General features: G+C 42.4%; 18 protein-coding genes. 9 read left to right on the top strand and 9 right to left on the bottom strand.

Annotation, left to right across the window (positions count from 1 at the left end; all coding sequences use genetic code 11):
• Positions 1-5: 5 nt before the first annotated feature.
• The gene (locus tag KS242_RS14015) at positions 6-1,121 is read right to left on the bottom strand and encodes a response regulator (RefSeq protein ID WP_217321899.1); all 1,116 of its coding nucleotides are present in this window, start codon (positions 1,119-1,121) and stop codon (positions 6-8) included.
• Positions 1,122-1,347: 226 nt separating this feature from the next.
• Here KS242_RS14015 and KS242_RS14010 point away from each other — a divergent pair, with 226 nt between their 5' ends.
• The 5 genes from KS242_RS14010 to KS242_RS13990 all read left to right on the top strand — a co-directional run bounded on the left by KS242_RS14010 (position 1,348) and on the right by KS242_RS13990 (position 16,024).
• Positions 1,348-10,446: a SpaA isopeptide-forming pilin-related protein gene (locus KS242_RS14010; protein WP_217321898.1), complete on the top strand. Its 9,099-nt coding sequence runs from the start codon at positions 1,348-1,350 to the stop codon at positions 10,444-10,446.
• A gap of 1 nt (position 10,447) precedes the next feature.
• Positions 10,448-11,038 (top strand): class D sortase, encoded by a 591-nt coding sequence (locus KS242_RS14005; protein WP_217321897.1) that lies wholly within the window; start codon positions 10,448-10,450, stop codon positions 11,036-11,038.
• A 212-nt stretch (positions 11,039-11,250) separates the two neighbouring features.
• Positions 11,251-13,344 (top strand): choice-of-anchor I family protein, encoded by a 2,094-nt coding sequence (locus KS242_RS14000; protein WP_217321896.1) that lies wholly within the window; start codon positions 11,251-11,253, stop codon positions 13,342-13,344.
• Positions 13,345-13,452: 108 nt separating this feature from the next.
• The gene (locus tag KS242_RS13995; RefSeq protein ID WP_217321895.1) at positions 13,453-14,379 is read left to right on the top strand and encodes an AEC family transporter; all 927 of its coding nucleotides are present in this window, start codon (positions 13,453-13,455) and stop codon (positions 14,377-14,379) included.
• 349 nt (positions 14,380-14,728) lie between these two features.
• Positions 14,729-16,024 (top strand): CitMHS family transporter, encoded by a 1,296-nt coding sequence (locus tag KS242_RS13990; RefSeq protein ID WP_217321894.1) that lies wholly within the window; start codon positions 14,729-14,731, stop codon positions 16,022-16,024.
• Positions 16,025-16,070: 46 nt separating this feature from the next.
• Here KS242_RS13990 and KS242_RS13985 read toward each other — a convergent pair whose 3' ends face one another.
• Together KS242_RS13985 and KS242_RS13980 are read right to left on the bottom strand one after the other, a co-directional pair.
• Positions 16,071-16,271: a DUF2536 family protein gene (locus KS242_RS13985; RefSeq protein ID WP_217321893.1), complete on the bottom strand. Its 201-nt coding sequence runs from the start codon at positions 16,269-16,271 to the stop codon at positions 16,071-16,073.
• Between the two features lie 41 nt (positions 16,272-16,312).
• Entirely contained in the window at positions 16,313-17,191 is an 879-nt protein-coding gene (locus tag KS242_RS13980; protein WP_217321892.1) for a GNAT family N-acetyltransferase, read from the bottom strand.
• 172 nt (positions 17,192-17,363) lie between these two features.
• On the opposite strand from KS242_RS13980, the gene KS242_RS13975 reads away from it, so the two are divergent.
• The 3 genes from KS242_RS13975 to galE all read left to right on the top strand — a co-directional run bounded on the left by KS242_RS13975 (position 17,364) and on the right by galE (position 19,552).
• Positions 17,364-18,230 carry an ROK family protein gene (locus KS242_RS13975; protein ID WP_217321891.1) on the top strand — a complete coding sequence of 289 codons (867 nt, stop codon included), beginning with the start codon at positions 17,364-17,366 and terminating at the stop codon, positions 18,228-18,230.
• A gap of 2 nt (positions 18,231-18,232) precedes the next feature.
• Positions 18,233-18,490, top strand: a complete 258-nt coding sequence (locus KS242_RS13970; RefSeq protein WP_217321890.1) for a YciI family protein — start codon at positions 18,233-18,235, stop codon at positions 18,488-18,490.
• A gap of 72 nt (positions 18,491-18,562) precedes the next feature.
• Complete coding sequence (galE, locus tag KS242_RS13965; protein ID WP_217321889.1) at positions 18,563-19,552, top strand: UDP-glucose 4-epimerase GalE; 990 nt, start codon at positions 18,563-18,565, stop codon at positions 19,550-19,552.
• Between the two features lie 98 nt (positions 19,553-19,650).
• Here galE and KS242_RS13960 read toward each other — a convergent pair whose 3' ends face one another.
• A complete protein-coding gene (locus KS242_RS13960; protein ID WP_217321888.1) occupies positions 19,651-20,634 on the bottom strand; it encodes a GTP-binding protein in 984 nt (327 codons plus the stop codon).
• 250 nt (positions 20,635-20,884) lie between these two features.
• The gene (locus tag KS242_RS13955) at positions 20,885-21,397 is read right to left on the bottom strand and encodes a GNAT family N-acetyltransferase (RefSeq protein WP_217321887.1); all 513 of its coding nucleotides are present in this window, start codon (positions 21,395-21,397) and stop codon (positions 20,885-20,887) included.
• A gap of 116 nt (positions 21,398-21,513) precedes the next feature.
• Here KS242_RS13955 and KS242_RS13950 point away from each other — a divergent pair, with 116 nt between their 5' ends.
• On the top strand, positions 21,514-22,383 hold the full coding sequence (locus tag KS242_RS13950) for an SMP-30/gluconolactonase/LRE family protein (RefSeq protein ID WP_217321886.1): 870 nt from the start codon (positions 21,514-21,516) through the stop codon (positions 22,381-22,383).
• Between the two features lie 50 nt (positions 22,384-22,433).
• On the opposite strand, the gene KS242_RS18220 is transcribed toward KS242_RS13950, so the two are convergent.
• From KS242_RS18220 to KS242_RS13935, 4 genes are all read right to left on the bottom strand, one after another.
• Positions 22,434-22,562: a hypothetical protein gene (locus KS242_RS18220; RefSeq protein ID WP_256444497.1), complete on the bottom strand. Its 129-nt coding sequence runs from the start codon at positions 22,560-22,562 to the stop codon at positions 22,434-22,436.
• 5 nt (positions 22,563-22,567) lie between these two features.
• Positions 22,568-23,665 carry a response regulator aspartate phosphatase gene (locus KS242_RS13945; RefSeq protein WP_217321885.1) on the bottom strand — a complete coding sequence of 366 codons (1,098 nt, stop codon included), beginning with the start codon at positions 23,663-23,665 and terminating at the stop codon, positions 22,568-22,570.
• A gap of 197 nt (positions 23,666-23,862) precedes the next feature.
• On the bottom strand, positions 23,863-24,867 hold the full coding sequence (locus KS242_RS13940; RefSeq protein ID WP_217321884.1) for an acyltransferase family protein: 1,005 nt from the start codon (positions 24,865-24,867) through the stop codon (positions 23,863-23,865).
• Positions 24,868-24,959: 92 nt separating this feature from the next.
• Positions 24,960-26,318 (bottom strand): MATE family efflux transporter, encoded by a 1,359-nt coding sequence (locus tag KS242_RS13935; RefSeq protein WP_217321883.1) that lies wholly within the window; start codon positions 26,316-26,318, stop codon positions 24,960-24,962.
• Positions 26,319-26,353 lie beyond the last annotated feature (35 nt).

Genomic DNA, 26,353 nt, shown 5'->3' with positions numbered 1-26,353 from the left:
TGCTGCTACATATGCTGCATTCTCCAAGATTTGTACCACGCTGTTATTTCTGGATCTGGCTGGACGCCGTATTCATCTGCCAGCATAACTTCTAAGCGTTCATATTGGTTCATTACTTCCCCGGATTCTCCTAATGCATCATACAAATGCAGCATACGATGGTAACTATGTGCAATGTACGGAAAATGTGCTTGCATGATGAAGTATAGAGAAAGTGCGTCTTCAACCATTTGCAAATCCTCCAGACATTTTCCTGCTTGAGCAGCAGTATTATACCAAGACTCTCGCAAATGTCTTCGTTTCGTCTCCGCCCATTCATAGCCTTCGGTAGCAAAATAATCTCCTTTATATGCTCGCAGAAATGCTTGATAGCTAGGCAGTGCATCTTGCTGTAAAGGGGGCAATTGATGTAATTGCTCCTCCCATTCCTTCACATCAATTTTGGTATCTCCTACATGAAGCTGATAGCACTGATCCTTGCTGGTTAAGGACAAGGATGGCAGCGATTTAGCTAACGTTTTCCGTATTACATAGATAGTAGAATACAGCTGGGTAGTTGATTTGGATAATTCTGCTTCTCCCCAAAATTCTTCAATAAGGATATCCTTGCGAACTGGCTTTCCTGCATGGTGAAGCAAATAACAAAACACTTCTTTTGCCTTAGACGTCCGCCATTGAACAGGTATTGCTGTATCGTTCTGAATAAACTGTAAAGTGGGCATACACATAATTTCAACGGGTGCCTCAGATGCACTCTCGGTGATATTATCTCGCCGCAAACGTTGAATCGTTTTAATTAATCTATCTTTCTGTATCGGCTTCACAATATAGTCCAGCGCATTTACCTCGAATGCCTGGACTGCGAATTCATGAAATCCTGTCACGAAGACAATGGGGAGCTCCGGTTTCACTTCTTGTATCGTTGATGCCAGCTCGACACCATTTACCGCGCCAATCTGTATATCTAAAAAAAGCAGCTCTGGCTGCTGTTCTATGATTTTTTCCGTTAGTCCCCGTGTAGAGTCATAAGCACCAACAATTGTAAAGTCTCCAATGCTATGTAACTGTGATTCTAAAAATTGCAGTGCCAACGGCTCATCATCAACTAACATAACCCTCATCATCAAGCCTCCCGCATGTCGTTTTCCTAGCTGTATTATAACAATTTTTACTAGATAAGCGTCCTAATTTTGGAAGATTTATTGCCATTCGACAATCTTTGCAGGTCTATTTCCGTGTATTTCTGGATAAAATGTACAGTTTTTGTTCAGAAAGCTTTGCTAATGTGAGAAAAGCTTTGGAGTTCAGTATTTCAAAGACTAGAAAAGCGCAAAGGAGAACGATGCAGTGAAGAGGAAAATTCCTGTAATGTTGCTGATTATGATTCTGCTTATGCAAACGGTGTTATCGGGTTCGCTCGGGACAGCGCAGGTTTTTGCAGAAGGAACAAATGCTGACCCATTTCAAGCAGAAATCGAGCTGACTGATCAAGAAGATAATTTAATCAGTCAAGAACACCGTGCAGAAAGAGACGCGAAACTGAAGCTGAAAGTGAATTGGAACAAAACCCAGCACACATCAGATGAAAATACATACCAGATTATACTGCCAGAACAGCTGGATTTTGAGGCAGTAGAGTCTGCCATTCTTGTAAATGAAGAGAACAAAGAAGTAGGAAAGTATAGTCTGAAAGATGGCCTTTTAACTTTCGAGTTTACAAATGGAGAGCAAGAACCTGCTAAAGGTGCGGTAGAAGTATTAGTTAGCAGTACTCAGGCAGTACAAGAAAGCGAAGAAGAACAAGTGGAACTAACTTTCGCAGTCGAAAGTAAGGTGCAGCTTGTGCCCTTGTATTTGACGGTACCAGCTGAGACAGAGCAAACGCCAGCAGAACCAGCAACGGAGAAAGAACAAACAGAAGAAACACCTGCAGACGATGCAGCGACAGAACAGCCTGCTGATCAACAATCAACAGATGAAGAGAATGCAGCGGCAGAAAAGCTAGCCGATGAAGAACCTGCATCGGAAGAAAGTGCATCAGAAGAAAAGCCAGCGGAAGAAAAAGAAGAAGTAAAGGAGCCTGCTACAGAAGAAACACCTGAAGCAGGAGAAGAGAAAACGGATGAGGTAACGGAAGCGGAAGCAGAAAAAGAAGAAACAGATGAAGAGAAAGCAGAAGAACAAGCACCAGAAGATGTAGAACGCAAAACTGGTGAAATCGAAGAAAACATTATTACAAGTGTTGTTTTGAAAGATGAAAAAGGGGATATCATTGATGCTAAGGAAAACCCTGAGAACCAGCCAGCATTAGGAGAAGCAGTTACGATTGATATGGAATGGGCATTGCAAAATGGGCATCCATATGGGGAAGGATCTACATTTACCTTCAAACTGCCTGATTACTTTAAGCTCTACAATGATGTAAAAGGTGAGCTTGCCTTTGGCAATGATAGTGTCGGATCATACGTTATGAAAATGGATGGCACGGTCGTGATGACGTTCAATGACAACATCAGCAAGCTGTCCAACGTAAAAGGAACCTTGCATTTGTGGACAGAATTCAAGGAAGAGATTGTGGGAAGTGTTGAGCAGGAAATTGTTTTCACCATTAAAGAAGAAGCTATAGACATTATTCCGATAAGATTCACACCAAAAACAGAGATTGCAATCGATAAAGCCGGCAAAGCCGACCGTGGCTATAATGCTAAAGAAATTACATGGACGGTAGATTTCAACAAAAAGCTGGCGACGATTGAAGATGCAGTACTGCAAGATCCGCTTCAAGATAACCTGCAGCTGCAGTCGGGTTCCATTAACGTATATAAACTCGATGTTCAGTTGGATGGAACGGTCAAGCAAGGAGAACTTGTAGATCCTTCTACTTACCAAGTGCAGGAAGAACCGTTTGGCATTAGTTTTGGGCAGCTGAAGGATGCGTATCGGGTTGAGTTTACAACAGATATTACGGACGCTGACGGCAGAAATTATTCAAACACTGCTACATTAACAGGTTCTAATCTTGAGAAGGATTTATCTGCTAAAGCCTCTGTTCATGTAAGGCGCGGAGAACCGTTGAAGAAGACCAACGCCCATTATGATGAGAAAAAGCAAATCATCACTTGGGAAATAGAATACAACTATAATGAAAAAACAATCCAGCAGCAGGATGCAGTATTAACAGATTTGTTTGATGACAGTCATATGCTGCTTGACAATATTAGTGTGGAAAGAATTACGATTGGAGAGAACGGAGAAGAAGTATCAGCAGCAGAAGTTAAAAACTATCATATAGACGAATTGACAGCCAAAGATGGAAAGCGCGGCTTCCAGTTGCAATTTGATGAGGACATTCAAAATGCCTATAAAATCACATATCAAACAAAAGCAGAAGGACGCGTATTAGAGGATGGCCGAATTAATAATACGGTGACAACTGGAGAGTATGAGAAGGGTGCTGGCGGAGATATTAAACAGCAAGTACTTTCTAAGTTCAGTTCGAATGTCAATTACCAAAAGAAAACGAACAATTGGACCATTGACTTCAATAAAGATTCCCATGAAATGAAGAATGTCGTTATTACAGATACGTACCCAAATAAGGGTCTTACGATGAAAGAGGATACATTCAAGATTATTAATAGCGATAGCAATAAAGAGGTATCCAGAGACGAGTATGAACTAACCGTTACACCAGACGGATTTACAGTAGAATTCAAAAATCAAATCAACACACCGCATAAAATCACGTATTCTACTGATTTCAAATATGACAGCTTAACGGAAAATAAAGTATTTAAAAACAAAGTACAGCTGGACTGGACGGATGAATGGGAGAAAGAGCAAACCAAAGAAGCTACAGCAGAGTTCTATCCAGATGACTATACAAAGAACAACGGTTTTAAGAATGGGTCCTATAATGCTGTAACGAAAGAAATCACTTGGAACGTCGGAGTTAACTATGATCTAAAAGATTTGAAGAATATTACGGTTACTGACTATATACAAGGTAAGCAAAACTTGGTAGAAGGTTCCATTAAGGTATATGACACCAACCTTTTGGGCTGGTGGAATGGTGTAAATAAAGGTGAGCTTTTAGCAGAAGGAAAAGACTATACAGTTGAAAAGGTAACTAATGCAAAGGATGAACCAGGCTTTAAAGTGAATATATTGAAAGATAACAGTAAGCCCTACTGGATTGAATACAAAACCAGCCTTGCTGGAGAATTGATTGTCAATCGTTACAATAATACCGCCACGCTGGATAGTGATGGTCTGGAATCTGTTAACCTAGATGCGCATGTATCTGTCATCAATGGCGGCAACTATAACGAAAAAAATGGATCTCAAAATGGGAATGCAATTAATTGGAGAATCGATATTAATAAAGGGCAATCTCATGTGACCGAAGCAAAGGTGACGGATGAACTAAGAGCGGACCAAATCCTTTTGGAAGATAGCTTCAAGCTTTACACAACAAATGTTGATGAAAGAGGCAATCTTTCAAAAGGGGAAGAAGTTCCAAAAGAAGATTACAAGATAGAGATTACGCATGCTGATGATGGCAGCCAAACGTTCGTACTATCTTTCTTGAAAGATATCGATCGTGCTTATATGCTGGAATATCAATCCTACATCAATGCGGCAAATGGACAGCAAGTTAGCAATAAAGCGGTATTCTCAGGAAAGAACATTACGACAGAAACCGTAGAATCAAGTAAAACAATCGTTGTTAAACGAAGCGGAGGCAGTGGTTCTGGATCCGGCGAATACGGCAGTTTGGAAGTTGCCAAAGTGGACGCAGCTACAGGTGATCCGCTGAAGGGCGCAACGTTTACGTTATACGACAGTGCAGGTGAGATCGCGATTCGCAGTGTGACAACAGGTGAAGATGGCAAAGCCGTTTTCAAAAACCTTCTATATGAAAACTATCTGTTAAAAGAGGATAAAGCGCCAGAAGGTTATGTGGTAGGTATCCAAGATACACAAAAAGTAACCGTAGACGGTGAATCGAAAGTTACGATTGAAAATAAAGAAATTACGCGCGATGCACAAATAACGAAAAGAGATGCTGAAACAGGTAAACCTATCGCCGGTGCTGTATTTGAACTAGAGCAGCAAATCGATGGCGAATGGAAACAAAGACAAAACAAGCTCACTACAAATGAAGACGGAATTATTTCTGTCAAAGATTTGGATGCAGGGAACTATCGCTGGGTTGAAACAGCAGCACCAGATTTGTATGAATTGAATGCAGATCCTGTGTATTTCAATATTCAAGAAAATCAAACGTGGGTAACAGAGGTTACTAAAGACAACACAATTAAAAGAGGCAGTGTAAAACTGCAAAAAACAGATGAAGCGGGTGATCCGCTGCAAGGCGCTGTTTTCACAGTGAAAGATGCTGAGGGAAATGCAGTAAAAGAAGGCATCACAAGTGATGAGAATGGTTTGGTTGAAGTAAAAGACCTTCGTCCAGGCACCTATACGATCGTCGAAACAAAAGCACCAGAATTTTACCAGCTGGATCAAACCGTGCATAAATTTACAATTGATCCAAATAAAGAAGCGCAAGTTGATTTAGGTATGATTGAAAACAAATTAGTAACGGGCAGCATGAAACTAACGAAAGTGGATGCCGACCAGAAAGAGAGCTTGCTGGAAGGAGCAGTGTTTGAACTGCAAACAGCAGACGGTGACACACTTCGAGAAGGCTTGACTACAAATGCTGCAGGTGTATTGGTTGTTGACCAGCTAGCACCGGGCAACTATCAACTTGTTGAAACAACTGCACCCAACAATTATCAAGTAGATGCTACACCTATACAGTTTACGATTGAAAAAAGCAACGAAGAAAAAATCCAAGTAGAACGTGAAATCAGCAATAAGCTAACACCTGGAGAAGTAACGCTGACAAAAGTCGACGACAAGGACGGCACTGTCTTGGCTGAAGCAGAATTTGTGCTTTACCAGGAGAATGGGGACCTAGTCAAAGAAGGACTTAAAACAGATGCAGACGGCAAACTGACTGTTGCTGATTTGCATCCAGGTAACTATTATTTCCAAGAATCAAAAGCACCAGCAAATTATAAGCTGCATGATGAAAAACTTCCATTCACGATTGAACGCGGACAACTCGCTGCGGTAGAAGTAACAGCAACGAACACATTGACGCCAGGAGCAGTCGTTTTGGTCAAGACGGACGAAGATGATGATAACTTGAAGTTGGCCGGAGCAGAGTTTAAGCTGCTGGATGCAAATGGTGAGGTAGTAAAAGAAGCACTGGTTACAAATGAAGCAGGGCAAATTGTAGTGGAAGATTTGGCACCAGGGACATATACGTTTGTAGAAACAAAAGCACCTGAACACTATCAGCTTGATGACACGCCAATAGAAGTAACAGTGGAAAAAGGGCAGAAAGCAGCAGCTGTCGTAACAGCAGCAAATGCGCTCATCCCAGGAAGTGTTGTCTTAGAGAAAGTGGACAGTGCGGATCATACGATCAAACTAGAAGGCGCAGTTTTCCAGCTAGTGAACAGTAAAGGCGACGTTGTTGAGGAAAAATTGACAACTGGTGATGACGGACGCATTGTAGTAGAAAATCTGAAGCCAGGTGACTATCAATTTGTTGAAGTAACAGCTCCAAACGATTACGAATTAGACAAAGAAGCAATTGAATTTACGGTAGATAAGAGCCAGCAAGAAGCACTTGTCATTGAACAGACGAACACGTTAACACCAGGTTCACTGGAACTGACGAAAGTGAACAAACACCATACAGAGGAAACATTAGCTGGTGCAGAATATGTGCTGAAGGATGCAGCAGGCACTATCGTAAAAGACAATTTGATCACAGATAAAGATGGCAAAATAGTTGTGAAAGATTTGGCGCCAGGAACGTATCAATTTGAAGAAGTAAAAGCGCCAGAACACTTTGTTTTGGATGGCACACCAATTACAGTGGAAGTGGAACGCAGCCAGGAAAAAACAGTTTCAGTAACAGCGACGAATGAGCTAAAACGAGGCGCTGTGGAAATGAAGAAGGTTGGCGAAGATGATACAGCGAAAGGCTTGGAAGGAGCAGAATACGAGCTTCGTACTTCTGCTGGGGTAACTGTTGCGTCAGGCAAGACCGACGAAACAGGAATACTTCGGTTTAGCAATCTGCTTCCAGGTGAGTATGTGATTGTAGAAACGAAAGCACCATTCGGCTATGACGTGGATCGTACACCAATTCCTGTCACAGTAGAACGCAGCCAAAAAGAAACCGTAACAAAACAGCAAGTCGACAAACTCTCAACAGGATCTATTCTATTGAAGAAAGTCGACAGTGAAGAAAACACAATTGGCTTAACAGGAGCAGAATTTACGCTGCAAGATGAAAACGGAAAAGTATTGCAAACCGGTTTAACAACAAATGAAGCTGGTGAGTTAGCAATCGCCAACTTGAAGCCAGGCGATTATCAGCTAGTGGAAACTAAAGCGCCAGCAGATTATGTGCTGAATGATACACCAATCATCTTTACAATTGACAAAGGACAGCAAGTGATTCCGACAGTGGAAGTGGAAAATACACTTACACCAGGTGCTGTATCCTTGATTAAAGTAGACAAAGACAATGAAGGTGTACCGCTTCAAGGAGCGGAGTACAAATTAGTTGATGAAGCTGGTGCAACCGTACAAGAAAAGCTGGTTACCGATTCGGACGGCCGCATTATCGTTTCGAACTTGGCACCAGGAAAGTATCAATTTATTGAAACAAAAGCACCAGAAAACTACGTACTAGACGAAACACCAATTGGCGTGGAAGTAACGCGCAGTCAAAATGAAGCAGCTGTTGTACGTGCTGAGAATGAACTGATTCCGGGAAGCGTTGTTTTAGAGAAGAAAGACAGCCTGGATGATTCCATCACTCTAGCAGGCGCTACATTCAAACTCGTCGACAGCAAAGGCAACACGGTTGAAGAAAAGCTAACAACAGATGCAAATGGCAGAATCGTTGTCGAAGATTTGAAACCAGGTGCTTACCAGTTTGTTGAAACAAAAGCACCAGCCGATTATGTACTAAACGAAAAGCCAATCGATTTTGAAATAAGCAAGAATCAGCAAGAGCAGCTTGTTGTCTCTGCAGCTAACAAACTCATTCCAGGCAGTGTGGAATTAACGAAAATCAATGCACACGATAGTGAAGAGAAACTGGCAGGAGCTGTTTTCGAACTGCAGAATCAGGATGGCAAGGTAATCCAAGCAGATATGAAGACAGACGAGGCAGGCAGCCTTACAGTCAATGATTTGGCACCAGGAAGCTACCAATTTGTTGAGACTGCAGCACCTGCAGACTTTATAACAGATCAAACACCAATCCCGTTTGTAATTGAAAGAAGTCAGCAGGAAAAATTGACACTTATAGCGGAAAATGATCTGGAAAAAGGATCCTTAGAAATTGTGAAGCACGACAGCGTCGATGAGAAGCTAGGTCTGGAAGGAGCTTCATTCGACTTACTGACAGCTGAAGGAGAAAAGGTTGCGTCTGGTACAACAGATAAAGAAGGAAAGCTTGTTTTCAAAGATCTCGTTCCAGGCAGCTATCTTATCAAAGAAACAAAAGCACCATTTGGCTACGATTTAGATCCGACAGCTAAACCGGTAACAATTGAACGCAGCCAGCAAGAAACAGCAGTCGTTCAGCTGCAAAATGAACTCTCCACGGGAGCAGTTCAGCTGAAGAAAGTCGACAGCGCAGATAACAATATAATGCTTTCCAATGCAGTGTTCCGTTTACTGGACAGCAACGGTGACACATTGCAAGAAGGATTAACAACGAACAGTGATGGTTTGCTGACAATTACCGACTTGAAACCAGGCAACTATCAGTTGATCGAAACAAGCGCACCAGAGAATTATGTGCTGGATGATACGCCGATTGCGATCACAATTGAAAAAGGACAGCAAACAGCCCTTACTGTCACTGCAGAAAATACCCTGCAGCCAGGTATCGTATCACTGATTAAAGTAGACAATGACAATCCGGAGATACATTTGGAAAATGCAGCATTTAAATTGCTAGATGAAAAAGGAAACACAGTAAAAGAACAGCTGCACACAGATGGAGAAGGACGTATTCTTGTAGAAGATCTAGCGCCAGGAACTTACACATTTGTGGAAACAAAAGCACCAGCAGGGTATGAGTTGGATGATACAGCTATCAACGTCACGGTTGAAAAAGGGCAAAAAGAAGCAGCAGTAGTGACGGCTGTTAATGAACTCACAACAGGAAGCGTCGCCCTTGAAAAAGTCGATGCAGATAACAATGAAGTGAAATTGGAAGGTGCAGTCTTCAAGCTTGTGAACGCAGAAGGTGACGTAGTAAATGAAAAGCTCGTTACTGATGAGAACGGCCAAATCACAGTGGATCGTCTAAAGCCAGGAAACTATCAATTTATCGAAACAAAAGCACCAGCTGGTTACGACTTAGATGCAACACCGATTAACGTAAAGGTTGATAAAGGCCAGCAAGAAACAGCCGTTGTCACAGCAGAGAACAACTTAACACCTGGAAACGTTAAGCTTGAAAAAGTCGATGCAGACAACAACACAGAGAAATTAGCAGGCGCGGTCTTCCAACTTGTGAATGCGAAAGGTGACGCAGTAAAAGAACAGCTTGTCACGGATGAGAACGGCGAAATCGCAGTCGAAGATCTGAAGCCAGGAACATACCAGTTCATTGAAACAAAAGCACCAGCAGGATATGAATTGGATAACACGCCAATTGACGTAACAGTGGAAAAAGGTCAGACAGAACCTGTTGTCGTAACGGCAGTAAACGAACAAACACCTGGAACCGTCATTTTGGAGAAAGTAGACGCAGAGGCTAACACAAAACGTTTAGCAGATGCAGTGTTTAGCTTGTTTGATGAGAAAGGTAACACGATAAAAGAAGACCTTGTCACAGACACAGAAGGTCGGATTACAGTGGAAGGATTGCAGCCAGGCGATTATCAATTCGTTGAAACAAAAGCGCCAGCTGGCTACCAACTGGATAACACGCCAATTGTGTTCACAATTGAAATAGCACAGCAAACACCAGCTATCGTCACAGCAACAAACACGATAGAGCCGAATCCAGAACAACCAGAACAACCAACAGATGGCGACACACCGTCAGATCCAGAGCAGCCAACAGATGGTGAAACACCTACAAATACGGGTACAGTAACAGAAAGTCCGAAGTCAGGATCGTCTGTAAAACCTGCTACATCTATTACACCGAGCAGCGGAACAAATGCTCGTCCGGCAGCGAATAACCAGCAAGGATTGCCTGCTAGCTTGCCGCAAACTGGAGAACAGCTGCTTACTATGCTTTGGATGGCTGGTATCCTTTCTGTCGGTATAGGCGGAACATTCATTTGGAATGCTTTCCGTACGCAGACAGTCAGAAAGAGGAAGTAAGATGAAAAAAGGAAAACTGATCATAGGAATTGTCTTTCTGCTGATTGGAGTGGCACTTGTTGCCACTCCCTTCACCATGGAAAAGATGCATGCCAAAGAAGTGACGGAATTGGAGAAAGCTTTTGCGAGTATCGAAGCCGGTGACGCTCCACAAGCAGAGGGAGAGACTAGTAAGAAATGGTCAGAAGAAGAACTAAAAGAAACAATGAAGCTAGAAATTCCTTCTATTGATTTGGAGCAATATGTGCTCAATGAAACAACAGAAGACAATTTAGCTGTTGCCTTAACGCAAATTAAAACAGACCAAGACCCTGCGAAAGATAATTTCACCATCGCCGGTCATCGCGGCTACCGCGACGGGCGATTCTTCCGGCAGCTTCCTGAAGTGAAACCAGGAGCAGAAATTAAGCTGCAAGATAAAGATGCGACCTATGTTTACGAGGTGAACAGCGTAGAAATCGTCAACCCGGAAGCAGTTGACATACTGGATAATAAAGACGAACCAGAGATTACGTTGGTTACGTGTACACTATCTGGTCAGCAGCGGGTTGCAGTAACAGGAAAATTAACAGAGGTTATTGAAAACAGCTAGACAGCGCTCTGAATTGTTCATCTCGTCCTTCAGTGGATGGGGAGATAGTGTACGAGAATAACAGACATAATGACAAGGGATGCCATGAACCGGCATCCCTTTTTGTTTTCTCTTACGATATTACAAGAAATTTAGACAAAGTTAACAGTAACTTCACGGCAGTTCGCTATGATGACTTTCATACATATGACATAGAGGTGGCGTTGATAAAGATGAACAAATGGAAGAAACTCACGGCCATGTCGCTAGCGGCAGCGGCTTTGGCAGTTCCTGCTGTCGGACATGCAGCAGACGACTTGAACGTGTACAGCCAAAATCCGGGACAAGCGCTTCACATCGAACAAATTGGCCGTTATACGAGCGGGGCAGCAGTAGGAGAGGGTGGTACAGAGATTGTCGCGTATGATGCAAACACACAACATGCTTTCTCTGTAAATGGAGCAGCAAAATCATTGGATATCCTTGATTTGGCTGCATTAAAGGATGGGAAAGAAATACCGCTCGTAAAACGAGTTGCATTGGAATCTTTTGGAGTAAGTGCCTCTGATGTAACGAGCGTAGCCATTCATCCTGATGGCAGCTATATCGCAGTCGCAGTACCAAGTGAAGTGAAAACAGATCCTGGTCATGTGGTACTGCTTGATACGGACGGGAATACATTGGCCAGTGTAGAAGTAGGTGCTTTACCGGATATGGTAACGTTCACGCCGGACGGAACAAAAGTGCTTGTGGCGAATGAAGGGGAGCCGTCCGAAGATTACACCGTAAACCCGGAAGGTTCTGTCAGTATTATTAATATCGCAAATGGCACAGATAACTTAACAGCTGAAACAGCGGCATTTACGGATGATATCGTGGAGGATGATGTAAGAAAAGTTAATCCTGATCCAGAAAATTCCTCTTATGCAGAAAATCTTGAACCAGAATACATTACAGTCGACAAAGATAGCCGATTTGCATATGTCGCCATCCAAGAAAGTAATGCCATTGCAAAACTTGATTTGCAAACAAACAGCTTCACGACAGTAAAGAGTTTAGGGTATAAAGATTTCTCTAAAGCTGGTGTAGAACTGGATCCTTCCAATAAGGATGGTGGTATTGAGATTGGAAATTGGCCAGTGCTCGGCATGTATATGCCAGACGGAATGACGAGCTTTCAATCTGGAGGTAATACGTATATCCTGACAGCAAATGAAGGAGATGCCCAAGAATGGGATGGCTTTTCAGAGGAAGAAAGAGTTGCTGACTTAGCAGAAGAAGACATGTATGCACTGAATGCTGACTTATATGAAGGCTACAACCAGGAACAGCTGGATCAGCTTATAGAGAATAGATTGTTCGAAAAGGAGAGCTTGGGACGCTTGAAAACAAGTACCGTTGCTCCTAAAAATGAAGATGGGAAGTATGAAGCAGTGTATGCTTATGGCACACGCAGTTTCTCTGTTTGGGATGCGAATTCACTGCAGCAGGTTTATGATAGCGGTGCAGATTTCGAAAAAATAACGGCAGCGGCAATCCCAGAGTACTTTAACGCAACAAACGACGAAGATAAGTTCGATAACCGCAGTGATGATAAAGGTCCAGAACCAGAGTCTGTTATCACAGGTGACGTAGACGGCACTACATATGCTTTCATCGGCTTGGAACGGACAGGCGGTATTATGGCTTACGACATGTCAAACCCTGCTAGCCCATCATTTTCAACATATTTCACGAGCCGGAATTTCCAAGGAGATGAAGCGGCAGTCGATAGCAATAGCGGTGATGTTGCGCCAGAAGGGCTGACATATATTGCAGCTGATGAAAGCCCGACAAATCAGCCAATTCTCCTAGCAGCGCATGAAGTGTCTGGTACGATTGCTGCATATGCACTTGGCGAAGAACCAGCTGTAAAGCCAGCGCCAGAAGAAGAGGCGGAACAGCCAGAAAATGAAACGAAGAACCCGGCAGAAGAAGAGCCTAAACCAGAAGACACAAAAGAGGAAGAAACAGCAGAAACACCTGAACAGGCTGGGGAAGAAGAAATAGCGGAAAACGAAAAACCAGCTGATGAGACGGAACAAAAACCAGAACAAACAGAAGAAGTAAAAACAGAGATAAATACAGAAAAGACTGACGGGACAGATGCAGCTGAGCAACAAACTGTGCCAACAGCGGCTGCTGCACTTGATGCAGGTGAAGATCCGAAAGGACAGCACCTGCCGAACACGAGTACAAATGTGTTCAACTGGATGCTAGCAGGAGCTGGTGCAATTGCTGCAGGTGTTATATTCTTTGTAATCAACAAGCTTCGCAAGCGCGCTTAATATAAGCAGCCGCCAATTGGTGGCTGCTTTTTTCAATAATTTTATAGAGATTTAAAAACGATAGCAGTATAATACATATGTATCCGCTTTCAAATGAGGAGGGGACTTATGGCTGTATTATCGCTTATTTTCTTGGAAGTAATTGCGCCTTTATTACTGCTGCTTGGTGTTGGTGTCATTTTGCAGCGAAAATTTTCATTACATTTAGGGACGCTGTCCAAGCTGCTGACGTATTGCTTTCTGCCGGTAAATGGTTTTATCAATATGTATCAAAGTAGTATGCCGATAGCTGTGTTTGGACAAATTATTCTATTTTTGCTCATCTTTACGTTGTTTTCGATCAGCTTCACAGAGATTACGAGCAGGTTGCTGAAACTGGATCGCGGAATCGCTGCTACCTATAAAAACAGCGTCGTATTGATGAACTCTGGGAACTACGGTATTCCTGTTAGTCAGCTTGTATTTCAATCAAATCCGCTCGGTGTATCTATCCAGCTCATTGTCATGGTATTTCAGAATCTGCTCACCTTTACATACGGGCTATACAATATGGTGAGCGTCAAAAGTCAGGGCAATGCTATTTTAAAGGAACTTATTCGCCTGCCGATGATCTATGCGATTATCCTTGGGGTACTTTGTGCGACATTCCATGTGGAGATTCCAAATCTTGTTTGGAATCCAATTCAATCCATCGCAGATGCGTTTCTGGCGGTCGCTTTGATTACGCTTGGTGCGCAAGTTGCGCAGATTAAGCTGGTAAAACCGCATATGGTGCTTTATTTAAGTACAGCTTCCCGTCTTCTTGTTGGGCCGTCTGCCGCATTGGGAATCATTTTTTTACTTGGACTGGATGGGACAATCGCGCAGTCACTGTTTATCGCCAGTTCCTTCCCTACTTCCCGAAATAGTTCGATATTTGCTCTAGAGTACAATAATAATCCGGACTTAGCAGCACAGACAGTTCTCGTAACGACGATTGTAAGCAGTATCACCGTTACTTTCGTTGTATACTTGGCGGGAATTTTGTTTGGGTGACAAATATTTTATTATAGACATAAAATATTTGTAAGCTAACGACTCATAGGTTTTATTAAATAGGAAAATGACGAAGGGTTAATAGTATAACTTATTTAGTATGAATAAGTTATACTATACAAGTTCGTTAAGAAGTGAAATACGCGCTTACATAGGTTAATTTACCTGTTTCTTTAAGAGGATTGCTAGTATGGAGCCATTATATCTAACCGCCCCATTTTCTTACTTAAAAAAGTAACAAAAGTATTGAAATTATATTTGGAAGCGCATACAATAGATGTAACATATTATACATTGCTGCTTAGGATTTGGGGGAATTGTTACAGGAGACGATGAGGGGGATTTGAGCATGTTAGCAATAATGGGTTTCTTGATGATCTTTCTATTCATGTACTTAATTATGTCCAAAAAGCTTTCTGCGCTCATTGCGTTGATGATCATTCCGGCAATTTTTGCTGTACTGACCGGGCATGCTGGTGACTTAGGTGAGATGTCACTGGAAGGAATCACAAGTTTGGCGCCAACAGGCATTATGTTGTTATTCGCAATCCTTTATTTTGGCATTATGATTGATGCTGGGTTGTTTAATCCAATTGTAAACCGTATTTTGAAAGCGGTTAAAGGAGACCCAACGAAGATCGTCATGGGTACAGCTGCCTTGGCGCTTGTCGTGTCGCTAGATGGAGATGGAACGACAAGTTATATGATCACGGTGTCTGCATTCTTTCCATTGTATCAGCGTCTGAAGATTAATCCGCTCATTTTACCGGCTATTGCTGTTATGAGTGTTAGTTTAACGAACATGGTGCCATGGGGCGGACCGACAGCACGAGCTGCAGCAGCACTTAATGTAGACGTTGGCGATGTATTCGTACCGCTAATTCCGACGATGATCGGAGGAGCAATCTGGATATTCTTCACAGCCTTCATTATGGGCCGCAGAGAAAAGAAACGTCTTGGTGTTGTGACATTTGATGATGCCGAGAAGCGCACGCTGCAGCAGCAAGCTGCCACAGTGGATGCGTCGTTAAAGCGCCCGAAACTATTATGGGTCAACTTTGGACTCACAGTTTTACTAATGTTCGGATTAATTGAAGGAATTATGCCGCTTCCAGTATTGTTCATGCTTGCTTTCGCTATTGCAATCACAATCAACTATCCTAATTTGAAGCAGCAAAAAGAACGGATTGCAGATCATGCAGGGAACGTACTTGCTGTTGTGTCTCTTGTATTCGCAGCTGGTATCTTTACAGGAATCTTGTCCGGTACAAAGATGGTCGATGCAATGGCATCCAGCCTTATTTCCGTTATCCCGGATGCATGGGGACCTGCTTTTAGTATCATTATAGCTGTTACAAGTATTCCTTTTACCTTCTTCATGTCGAATGATGCCTATTACTTTGGTGTCCTGCCAATTTTGGCAGAAGCTGCTGCTAGCTATGGTTTCTCAGCTGCAGAGATAGCGCGTGCTTCCTTGCTTGGGCAGCCTGTCCACTTGCTGAGCCCGCTTGTTCCGGCTACATACTTACTGGTCGGAATGTCGAAAGTCGACTTCGGAGAATTCCAGCGCTTCACCATTTTGTGGGCGACAGGAACCGCCTTTGCCGTTATCGCAGTAGCGATTGTTACGGGTATCATATTTTAAGCAGCAAAAAATACCGTCCATAGGGGCGGTATTTTTATGAGTCGTACTATTTCGCTTTAAAATGGGCAACAGCACTATAAAATCGGCGGCCATTATCATCTACATGCATAGTGTGTGAGACGTGATGCAGTTCCAGCAGAATCGCTTTGTTGTGCTGGATTTGTTCATTGATTTTCTTCTCCAAAGTGGACAAGTCGTTTGCTTCAAAGAATTCAACTTTATCCTTTAGCATTTCTAAATCTAGCATAAGCTTTCGTTCCTTTCTGTCACAGCGTCTTGTCTATTATATTACGCATGAGACAATTCTGGAAACTGAAAGTCAGCGGGCAGAAGTTCTGGTTTGTTCACATATAGTGCATCACGCTCCGTGTGCTGGTGAACGTATGGCTCGAGATCCGGGAAAGTCGGCGTGAAATGGAAAATAACGTCGGTAATGCCTGGCTGTGCGACATAGCTCTCAATCTGCTGCCAGGAAATCCGGCTCTGGCTGATTACCTCATAGAGATGCATCGTTTGGCCGATTCTTTTATAAAGGAGCAATGCTTCGGGCTCCAACAGCTCGATGATTTCTAAGTCCGGATCATACAGTGTATGAAAGCCAAGTATATGCTGCCCATCGGACACATCAAGCAGATGAGACTGTGGATAGCGTTTTCCGTACCGGTCCAGCAGCACGACCATGTCTTGCGGATTGGCTGTTGGTGTTAGCTTGCGATAATCAGGAACAAGGCGTTGTATTTGCGAAACTGGGATAGAAAATAGTTTCTCTTCCACTGCTGTTAGGCCAAGTTTGTCATAGAAACTTTCTGTTCCAGGACGAGCAAATAAGTAAATGAGATCTGTTTCGGCTTCATATTGTTTAATTACGCGCTGTAAAAGCTGTGTAGCAAGTCCTTGTTGCTGATAAGCCGGGTCTGTCATGACGGTGCCAATTTGTATTGCTCGTCTTTTTACCTTCTGAATATGCACGGTGATGACGCTTACAGAAACATTTGCGACAATATGTGTATCATCAGCAAAAGCATGCGTGTGATAGCGCTCATTCCATAAGCCACTCTTATATAAGGCTTCAAAATCAAAGCCGAACGTCTTTTTTGCTAGTTTGTTAAAACTCTTACGTAAATCTTGTTTGTGTGCAAATGCAGTCACTGCCTGCAGAGCAGTCATCATGCATCCCCCTTTTCTTCTAAACGAATCGTGTTTACAAGATTATTAGAAATATTTTATATTTTAATATTATAACAAATTTAATGCTTGTATTGGGTGCCCTTTTTATTGACGAAAAAAAGGAAAACTTACATAGTAGAAATAAGCGAGCGAGACAAATGAGGTGAGAAACATGCGACTTGGAGCAATTGAGGCAGGCGGAACAAAATTTGTCTGTGCTGTTGGGAACGAGCATGGCCATGTGGAAGAAAGGGTATCTTTCCCAACAACCAAACCGGAAGAAACGCTACAGCTCGTTCTCAGCTTTTTTCAAGACAAAGAAATAGAAGCGCTTGGTGTCGGTGCATTCGGACCAGTAAACGTAAAAGCGGACAGTCCGTCATACGGCACGATCGGCAACACACCGAAATTGCAGTGGACAGACTATCCGCTGCTAACGGTATTAAAAGAGAAGCTCGGTGTTCCCGTCAAACTCGATACCGATGTGAATGCAGCTGCTTTAGGGGAGTATATGCACGGCGCAGCAAAACATGCAGGAAGCTGTTTGTATATCACCGTGGGTACAGGTATCGGAGCTGGCGCGATTGTAAATGGGGAAACAGTACAAGGCTTTTCCCATCCGGAAATGGGGCATCTGCTCATCAGACGTCAGCCACATGATGCTTATCCAGGAAAATGTCCGTATCACAGCGATTGCTTAGAAGGACTGGCTGCTGGTCCTGCCATAGAAGCACGCTGGGGTGAGCAAGCGCAAAAGCTGTACCACCAAGATGAAGTATGGCAATTAGAAGCGCATTACCTAGCGCAAGCAATCATGAGTTACACATTGGTGTTAAGTCCAGAGAAAATCATCATGGGCGGAGGCGTCATGAAAAAAGAAGGGTTGCATAATATGGTGCAGCAGGAGTTGGAAAACCTTATGCAGCGCTATGTTCCGCTGCCAGACAATTACTTAGCAGCACCAGGCTTAGCAGACAATGCAGGGATTGTTGGTGCACTTATGCTTGCGAAAGAAGTACATGAAAGAAGAGGAGAATGAAGATGAACTATTACGCAGCATTTATCAAAATGGAAAAGCCTGAGCTGAATCAGCACTATCGCCAAGCACATTTAGATTATTTAGCGGAGCTAGATGAGAAAGGGTTTATCTTTGCCAGAGGGGCGTTAGCGAATGAAGTAGGCGGTCTGGTTATCTATCAGGCAGATAATGAGGCGGAAGCGAGAGTAATGGCGGAGCAGGATCCTTATGTCGTAAATGGTGTGCGCAGTCTGCACTTGCATGAATGGAATAAGGTATAAAATTTACCATTTTCATAGCAGGAAGCATGTTATAATAAGTGACGATAATATAAGAGAATCGAGGGACAATCGATGAAAGTACTCGTTACAGGCGGTGCCGGTTATATCGGCTCCCATGCAGTAGCCATGCTGCTGGAAAAAGGCCATCAAGCTGTTATTGTTGATAATATACTTACTGGACATTTAGATGCGGTTAATAAAAATGCGGTATTTTATGAAGGTGATTTGCGTGATGCAGCCTTCTTGAATGATGTATTTGCGAAAGAGAAAGTGGATGCAGTTGTCCACTTTGCGGCAAGCTCACTTGTTGGAGAATCGGTTGAAGATCCACTCAAGTACTTTGGCAATAATGTCTACGGTATGCAAGTACTGCTGGAGACGATGCACAAGCACGACGTAAAACGCATCGTTTTCTCTTCTACTGCTGCAACATACGGTGATACGAATGTCGTACCGCTAACAGAAGATTTGGATACAAATCCGGAAAGCCCGTATGGCGAATCCAAGTTAATGATGGAAAAAATGATGAAATGGTGTGACCAAGCATATGGCATTAAGTTCGTATCGCTTCGTTACTTCAACGTTGGCGGTGCACATCCAGATGGTCTGATCGGGGAAGACCACCAGCCGGAAACACATTTGATTCCGATCATTTTGCAGACAGCAATTGGTCAGCGTGAACATATCAGCATCTTCGGTGAAGATTACCCTACCGAAGATGGCACATGCATCCGCGATTATATCCATGTGATGGACTTGATTGATGCGCATGTATTGGCGCTCGAGTATTTGGAAAAAGGCGGCCAGAGTGACATCTTCAACCTCGGCTCCAGCCAAGGGTTCTCTGTAAAAGAGATGATTGATGTAGCTCGGGAAGTGACCGGTAAAGAAATCCCAGCTCAAGTCGGCCCGCGTCGCGCAGGCGACCCAGCTGTGCTTATCGCAAGCTCCGCCAAAGCGAAAGACGTACTCGGCTGGAACCCGACACGCACGGATATGAAAGATATCATTGGCGATGCGTGGAGATGGCATCAAAACCGTCCGAATGGGTATGGTGCGTGAGTATATTTAAATCTAATAGCAGTATCATAAAGGCTGCCACATGTTGGGCAGCCTTTATTTTGAGTGATTGGATATAAGTTAATGTAGATCGATATAAGTCAATCTGCTTTTTTATATGCTTTATATAAATATCCCAAAGTTTCAGCATCTAAATTTATATCATGCTCATAAGCATACTTTAAAGCGTAACCCAGTGTCAGAGTCATACCACCAGCTACGCCTGCCCCGGCTACAGATCCCGCTCCTGGAATTAATTTAGCTACTTGACGAAACAGACTTTTCCCAACGTTTCCTGTCAATGAAGTGATCGTTAATTCCTTTGCTCGTTCTTTAATTATTGGTTTTTCATATAATGTAGCTAACTTTACCATTAAGCCAACTTGTATACTTGTAATGGGCACTATATCGGAGCCAGGGATCGGTGTAGCTCCTACTGCACCAGCAGAGGTTGCTGCGGCCACTATCCATTTATTAGCTATAGCGGACTTTTCTTTTATTTTTTTTGCGAAGAGAATATCTTTTTTTTTGCGTTTTAATATATCCATGATTGCGCCTCTTAGCTCATCAATGTTTTCACCTGTTCTAGAAGAAATAGGGACAATATCGAATTTGTTCTTGGAATGTTTCCTGATATAGCTGACAAGATCAGCTATATCATCCGCAGCGTCAATCTTATTTAAGACAATTATTATGTTTTTGTTTGATTTTTTAATTTCATTGAATGACTTTTTCTCTCCATCAGAGAAGACCGTACCTGCAGCATTCAAAAAGAATAGTATAATGTCAGCTTCTTTGTAAAATTTATACGTTTCCTCTGAATTTTTTTTATTTATGTCATCTAATCCAGGAGTGTCTGCAAAGATTATTCCTTTATGTGAATATCGCTTAATCTTTACAGTTTCCCCAGGCTTGGCTCCTACCTCTGCAACATTATTGCCTACTAATTGATTTATTGTGGATGATTTCCCAGAATTAACGTCTCCAATCATTGCAAAGACTATTTCTTTTCCTAATTGATCATTTACTAGGTTAATTTCTGTTTCATATGCATTATCAAATTCTTCTTCGTTATATTGGATCAATTCAAACCTTCCTTCCTTACATCTATTTCCTAACAAATATTAGTAGATTGTAAGTCTATTATATAGTATCTTTCTACTAGAAAGCGGCTTTTCTATGAAATTGATAATAATCTGAGTTAAGTAGTGATATAGAAAAGGATGTACTCGGCTGGAACCCGACACGCACGGATATGAAAGATATCAATGGAGATGCGTGGAGATGGCATCAAAACCCTCCGAATGGGTATGACGCATAAGTTCTGCCTCCTTCTTAGGAAGGGGTCTTTTCTTTGGCATAAACCAGCACTTCCTTCTCATGACGCTCGATACTTTTCCACATGCGCATACCTAATTTATCCGCAACTCGGCGAGAAGCAAGATTATCGGGATAAATTAAAGCGATGATACGAGTCACATTACATTGCTCAAATGCTACGTCTTTAAAAGCAAACGCAGCCTCGGTTGCATAGCCCTTACCCCAAAAAGCTGGCGCAATCCAATAACCGATCTCCAACTCTGTCACACCATCTACTTCTTGCGGCACAAGCCCAGCATGCCCGATTTTTTCTCCTGTTTCTCGGTCAATCAGCACTTGCAGCCCAAGCTGCGCATTGTCTTTTCGATGCGTTAAGTTCCAATTGAAAAACAATTGAGCACCTTGTTTGGTTCGCGGTTTTCCGTTTCCAATGTAACGGATGACTTGAGGATCTGAGAGGAGGCTTTCCAAAAACGAAAGATCATCATTTGTGTATGGCCGGATAAACAAACGGTTTGTTCCGATCATCGACTTTCCTCCTTTTTTTTCAATTGTCGCTTCGTTAGTGGCAATTCAGGTAATAGGTGGTCATATAGTGTTATTATTACTATAACAGTTCATACATACACAGAGGAGTGGGGAAGATGGCAGAAGCGAAATTATTCCTAGATACAAAGCATAGTCTAGCTGAAGGTCCGTTTTGGCGGGAAGAGACAGAAGAGCTGTATTGGGTTGATATTAACGGGCAATCCATCCACATCTTTAATACCAAAACAGAAGAGAAGCGGGAGATTCCAGTTGACCAAAAAATCGGTGCGGTTGTTTTAAAGAAAGACGGCGGATTGCTTATGGCAATGGAAGAAGGTATTTACGAGACAGACAGTGATGTGAAAGCGAAAGTGCTGCTTCACAGTCCCGAGCAAGACCGACCTTCCAATCGTTTTAATGATGGAAAGGCTGATCCTTACGGCAGATTATGGGCAGGAACGATGCCTAAAAAAGGCAGCGGTTACAAAGGCGCTTTCTACCGCATGGACGTAGATCGGACACTAACAAAGATAATAGATGGTATTGGAAACTCGAATGGACTGGCTTGGAGTCCGGACCACAAGTATTTTTATTATATTGATACACCTACAGGGGATGTACAATGCTTTGATTATGATGGAGAAAAAGGTGAAATCAGCAATCCGCGGACGGTTATTTCCATCAGCGATGGCAGACCGGATGGCATGACAATTGATGAAGAAGGCAAGCTATGGATTGCCCATTATGGCGGAGCAAAAGTATCCCGCTGGAATCCGGAAACAGGCGAGCGGCTAAAAGAGGTTCACTTGCCAGTCAGCCAAGTGACGAGCTGTACATTCGGTGGCCCGGAACGGAAGACGCTATACATCACAACAGCAAGACAGAATCTAACAGAAGAAGAATTAAAGAAAGAACCACTTGCTGGTGGTATTTTTGTTTATGAAACAGATGTAGTCGGAGCGCTAAGCTATAAATTTGGAAAATAAGAAAAACCGGTGCAGTTCAATCACTGCGCCGGTTATTTGCTGTTTACGTATTAGAAATCTGTAAGTACAGGTGCGTTCGGTAGGTGTCCTTTCTCAGCAGTGTCATTAAATGAGATGCCTGCTACACTGCTTAAGATAGTTACAAGTACTAGTAATCCAACGATTCTTTTCTTTGTCATTTTTATCACCTCCTTGAATGAAATATGACGACATTGTTTAGGTTCCCCATCGCTAACCGATAAAAATGATTTGCTTTTTCAAAATTCCTTTTATTGCTGTAATAGTTTGCTAACTCATCTGCATATTTTTGAGTTTCATATACACGGTGCATAGTGGAGAAGTAATCAACAGCCTTAGATAGAGTGTCAATATAATGTTTCGGTTGAATGTACTTTGCATGCAAAATTTTAAATTTCCAATAGTAATCTTTATCAGGTTCGGAAATTAAACGGTTTGTTCCAAGCTTATAATAATAGACACCACTTTGATGATCTTCTTCTCTAAATGAAATATCACTTAACATAAAAATTGTAGATAAATAGTTTTCGAAACTTTTGTGTTCAAGTACCTTTGATAGATAACGCTTAGCAGCTTCGTTCAGTCCTTTTCGATCGTAGAGAATCCCAAGATTATGATAAACACTCACTTGGACCATGATGTTGTGCTTGGTATTAGTATCTTGTAAGGAAGAATGCAAGTACTCCTCAGCCAGATCATACTCACCTATATCAATATAGTTAAGCGCAATTAAATTCTTCATCCTCGTCAGCTTCTTCTCATATGTCGGATATAGCTGATAAATGTATATCGCCTTCTCTGCATAGATGGCTGATCGGTTTGTATAGTCTAAATAGTAGAGAGCGGATGCAAACAGGTCGAAGAATTCCGCTTTTTCGATTTCGTCTTGTATGTAGCACAGGTAGGGTTCGACTTGGCCGTATTCCTCGATGGCGTTGTAATAGTCTTTTGTCGAATAAAGGTACATGCCTTTGAATAGGTGCAGGTAGTAGAGATGCTCTTCTTTGAGATAAGGAGAGAAGCCTTCTACTTGGCGGATGAGCTTGTCTGCTTCTGGATAGTTTTTGCAGAGGATGTGGTGTCGGCTATGAATCAGAAGTGCAAGCTTGACGACGTCGTCAGTCGCTTCTCCTTTAGCGAGCTGTTCGGATACTTCTGATTTCAGCTTGTCCGCTGCTTGAACCTTTTTCAATTTGATATTCATATACCACAAATTGAGCAGTTCCTTTAGCTCTTCTGAGTTGAACGTGACGTCAGAACGCATCTGTTACACTCCTTAGTCTGTAAGTTTTTGCCTGTCTCTAGCATAGCATGACTGTGCTTTGTTTTTTATTGGGAAAGTAGCCCGAATTTCATGACATTATTTCCTGTTTTTTTGCCGCAACTCGGCTCAATTAGGAAAGTTATCAAAGTAACCAATGAAAAAAGCTCCCGTCTATAAAACGGAAGCTGGAATCTAGCTTATGAAATATGTTGGTTGTCTTTTCTGTTCTGATGACGAACCGGAATTCTTCCTAAAAATAAGAAAGAGAGTATAGAAGAAGAGTGGAGTAAATATCCGAGAATCAAAGGAATACTTATGCCGATCACCGTGTATAGTATGAACTCATATTGATAATCGATTAGCAAAACAACGAGCATATTAAGCGGAACATGCAAGTACATAATAGTTGCCGTGCTTTCTCCCAGTTTGGTTATCCAATCAAAGAGAGTTGTTTTTGCTAGAAAATAGCAAACAGAAAGAACGACTAGAACGATAGAGATTGGGACAAGTAAATCCAGCAGCATATGCTCATAGATTCTGTATTTCAAATCAAGTGTATAACGAAGTATGCCACTAACATCTAACCCCATAAAAGCGAACCAAATGAACAGACAGGTCACAATTATTCTTTTGCTGGTAATCCATTTGGTGATGATGCTTTTCATATAATAGCCACATGCAAAATAACCTAAGGTAACAAATGCTACATCTGCATTCCAGGGAAAGGAGAAGTTTGGATAATAAACAGCTAAAAGATGAGAAAGTAGATAACCACTTCCTATAATGATGAACTGGATAGATAACGCGTAACGAAGCAGGAACCCAAAAAGCAGTCTTGTTAATAGAAGGCAGGTAATAAACCAGAATATAGTATGCGCGCCTTTAAGAACCATCCCGCCATAAAGGAAGTTATAAGTTGTATCAATTAAATAGGCACTAGTCGGATTAAAAGGGTAAAAGATAAAGATAAATAAAATACCGTATGACAAGTAAGGAACCATTAATTGGAGGACTTGTTTTTTACTCCATAACAGATAGCGTTCCTTTGCGACGTACTTAAAAATGAGTCCGCTTACAAAAAAGAAAAAAGGCATGCGGAACCAAGCAAGAAAATGATTTATTTCCAAGTGGCCCCAATGCCCAATAACAACAAGTAATATGCTTAACCCTTTTGCTATATCTATCCACTTTTCACGATTCATTCACAGATCTCCTAGTCGTGTAATCTAAGAGAATTATACAGGAATTGGAATATCGTGTCTCCAATTATTTGTCTATAGCGAAGGAAAAAGCTTTAAACTGCCGCCTGCTTTTCCTTCCGCTGAATAAACCGCAGCCGTAAAAAGAACCCGATCGCTGCACATGTGAGTCCTAATGTAATACCGACCCAGAAACCATACGGCTCAAGCGTTGTATAACGAGCCAGCAGATAGCCGCTCGGCAAACCAACAATCCAATACGAAATAAACGCGATAATAAACGGGACTGTTACATCCTTGTAGCCACGCAAGACGCCTTGCAAGGAAGCTTGAGCTGCGTCGGAGAATTGATACATAATCGCAAACAGCATGAATTGCATCGCCAGCAGCACAACGGCTCGGTCAGATGTGTACAAGTAGCTGATTTGCTCCCGGAAGAGGAATAAGAATAAGCTCAATATACCGATAAAGACAATAGCAGAACTAACGCCTAAAATGGCATATTGCTTGGCGTGCTCCATACGGCGAGCGCCAACTTCATACGAAACAACAATCGTCATGCCGATGGAGATGCTTAGCGGCACCATGAACATAAGTGTCGTAAAGTTTAAGGCAGTTTGATGGGCGGCAATAATGTTTGTATCAAACAAAGAGCCCATCAATAAGGTGACAACGCTGAATATACTTGCCTCGAAAAAGGTGCTGAGGCCCATTGGCACACCAATCTTCAATTGTTCCTTCCAAGCTTGGAACGATACTTTATACCAGCGCACAAACAGATAATGACTGCGCATTTCCTTCACTTGGAATGTCAGAAACACGCTGACCCCAAAGATAAACCAATACGTAATTGCTGTTGCATAACCAGCACCAGCACCGCCAAGCTCCGGGAAGCCAAAATTACCGAAGATAAGCAGATAGTTAAGCAGCGCATTAACAGGCAATGCCAAAAGCAAAATAATCATTGTGACACGTGTGTAGCCTTGCGCATCAAAAAAGTTGCGCAGCACGGCACTAGCGAATAATGGGACAATCCCAATAGCTAAGCCGTGTAAATAATCAGTAGCGACAGTATGTACGTCAGTGCTTAGATCCATAATCCCTAATACAGGCTGCAGTGCAAAGAAACCAACGGCCAGCACAATAAGAGAAATAACAATTGCTAAATAAAAGCCTTGTGTGACGGTTCTGCCGACATCACTGCGTTTGTTATTGCCGATCAGCTGACCAACAATCGGTGTTATCGCAAGCATAATGCCGGTCAGCCCTGTGTATACGGGCATCCAAAGACTGGAGCCAACCGCAACACCAGCTAAATCATCTGTGCCGGCACGGCCGGACATCATCGTATCAATCACGGTCATCAAATTATAACTAATTTGTGTAATAAGAATCGGCCATAATATATGAAAGAATAATGTCGTTTTTTCGCGTCGTGTATTTGTCGGGTACATAACTTTCCTCCATTGTCGAAAAATGTGAGATCATA

It is taken from the genome of Terribacillus sp. DMT04, from assembly GCF_019056395.1.
Classification (GTDB): domain Bacteria; phylum Bacillota; class Bacilli; order Bacillales; family Amphibacillaceae; genus Terribacillus; species Terribacillus aidingensis_A.
This window is presented reverse-complemented; position numbering and strand designations above follow the sequence as displayed.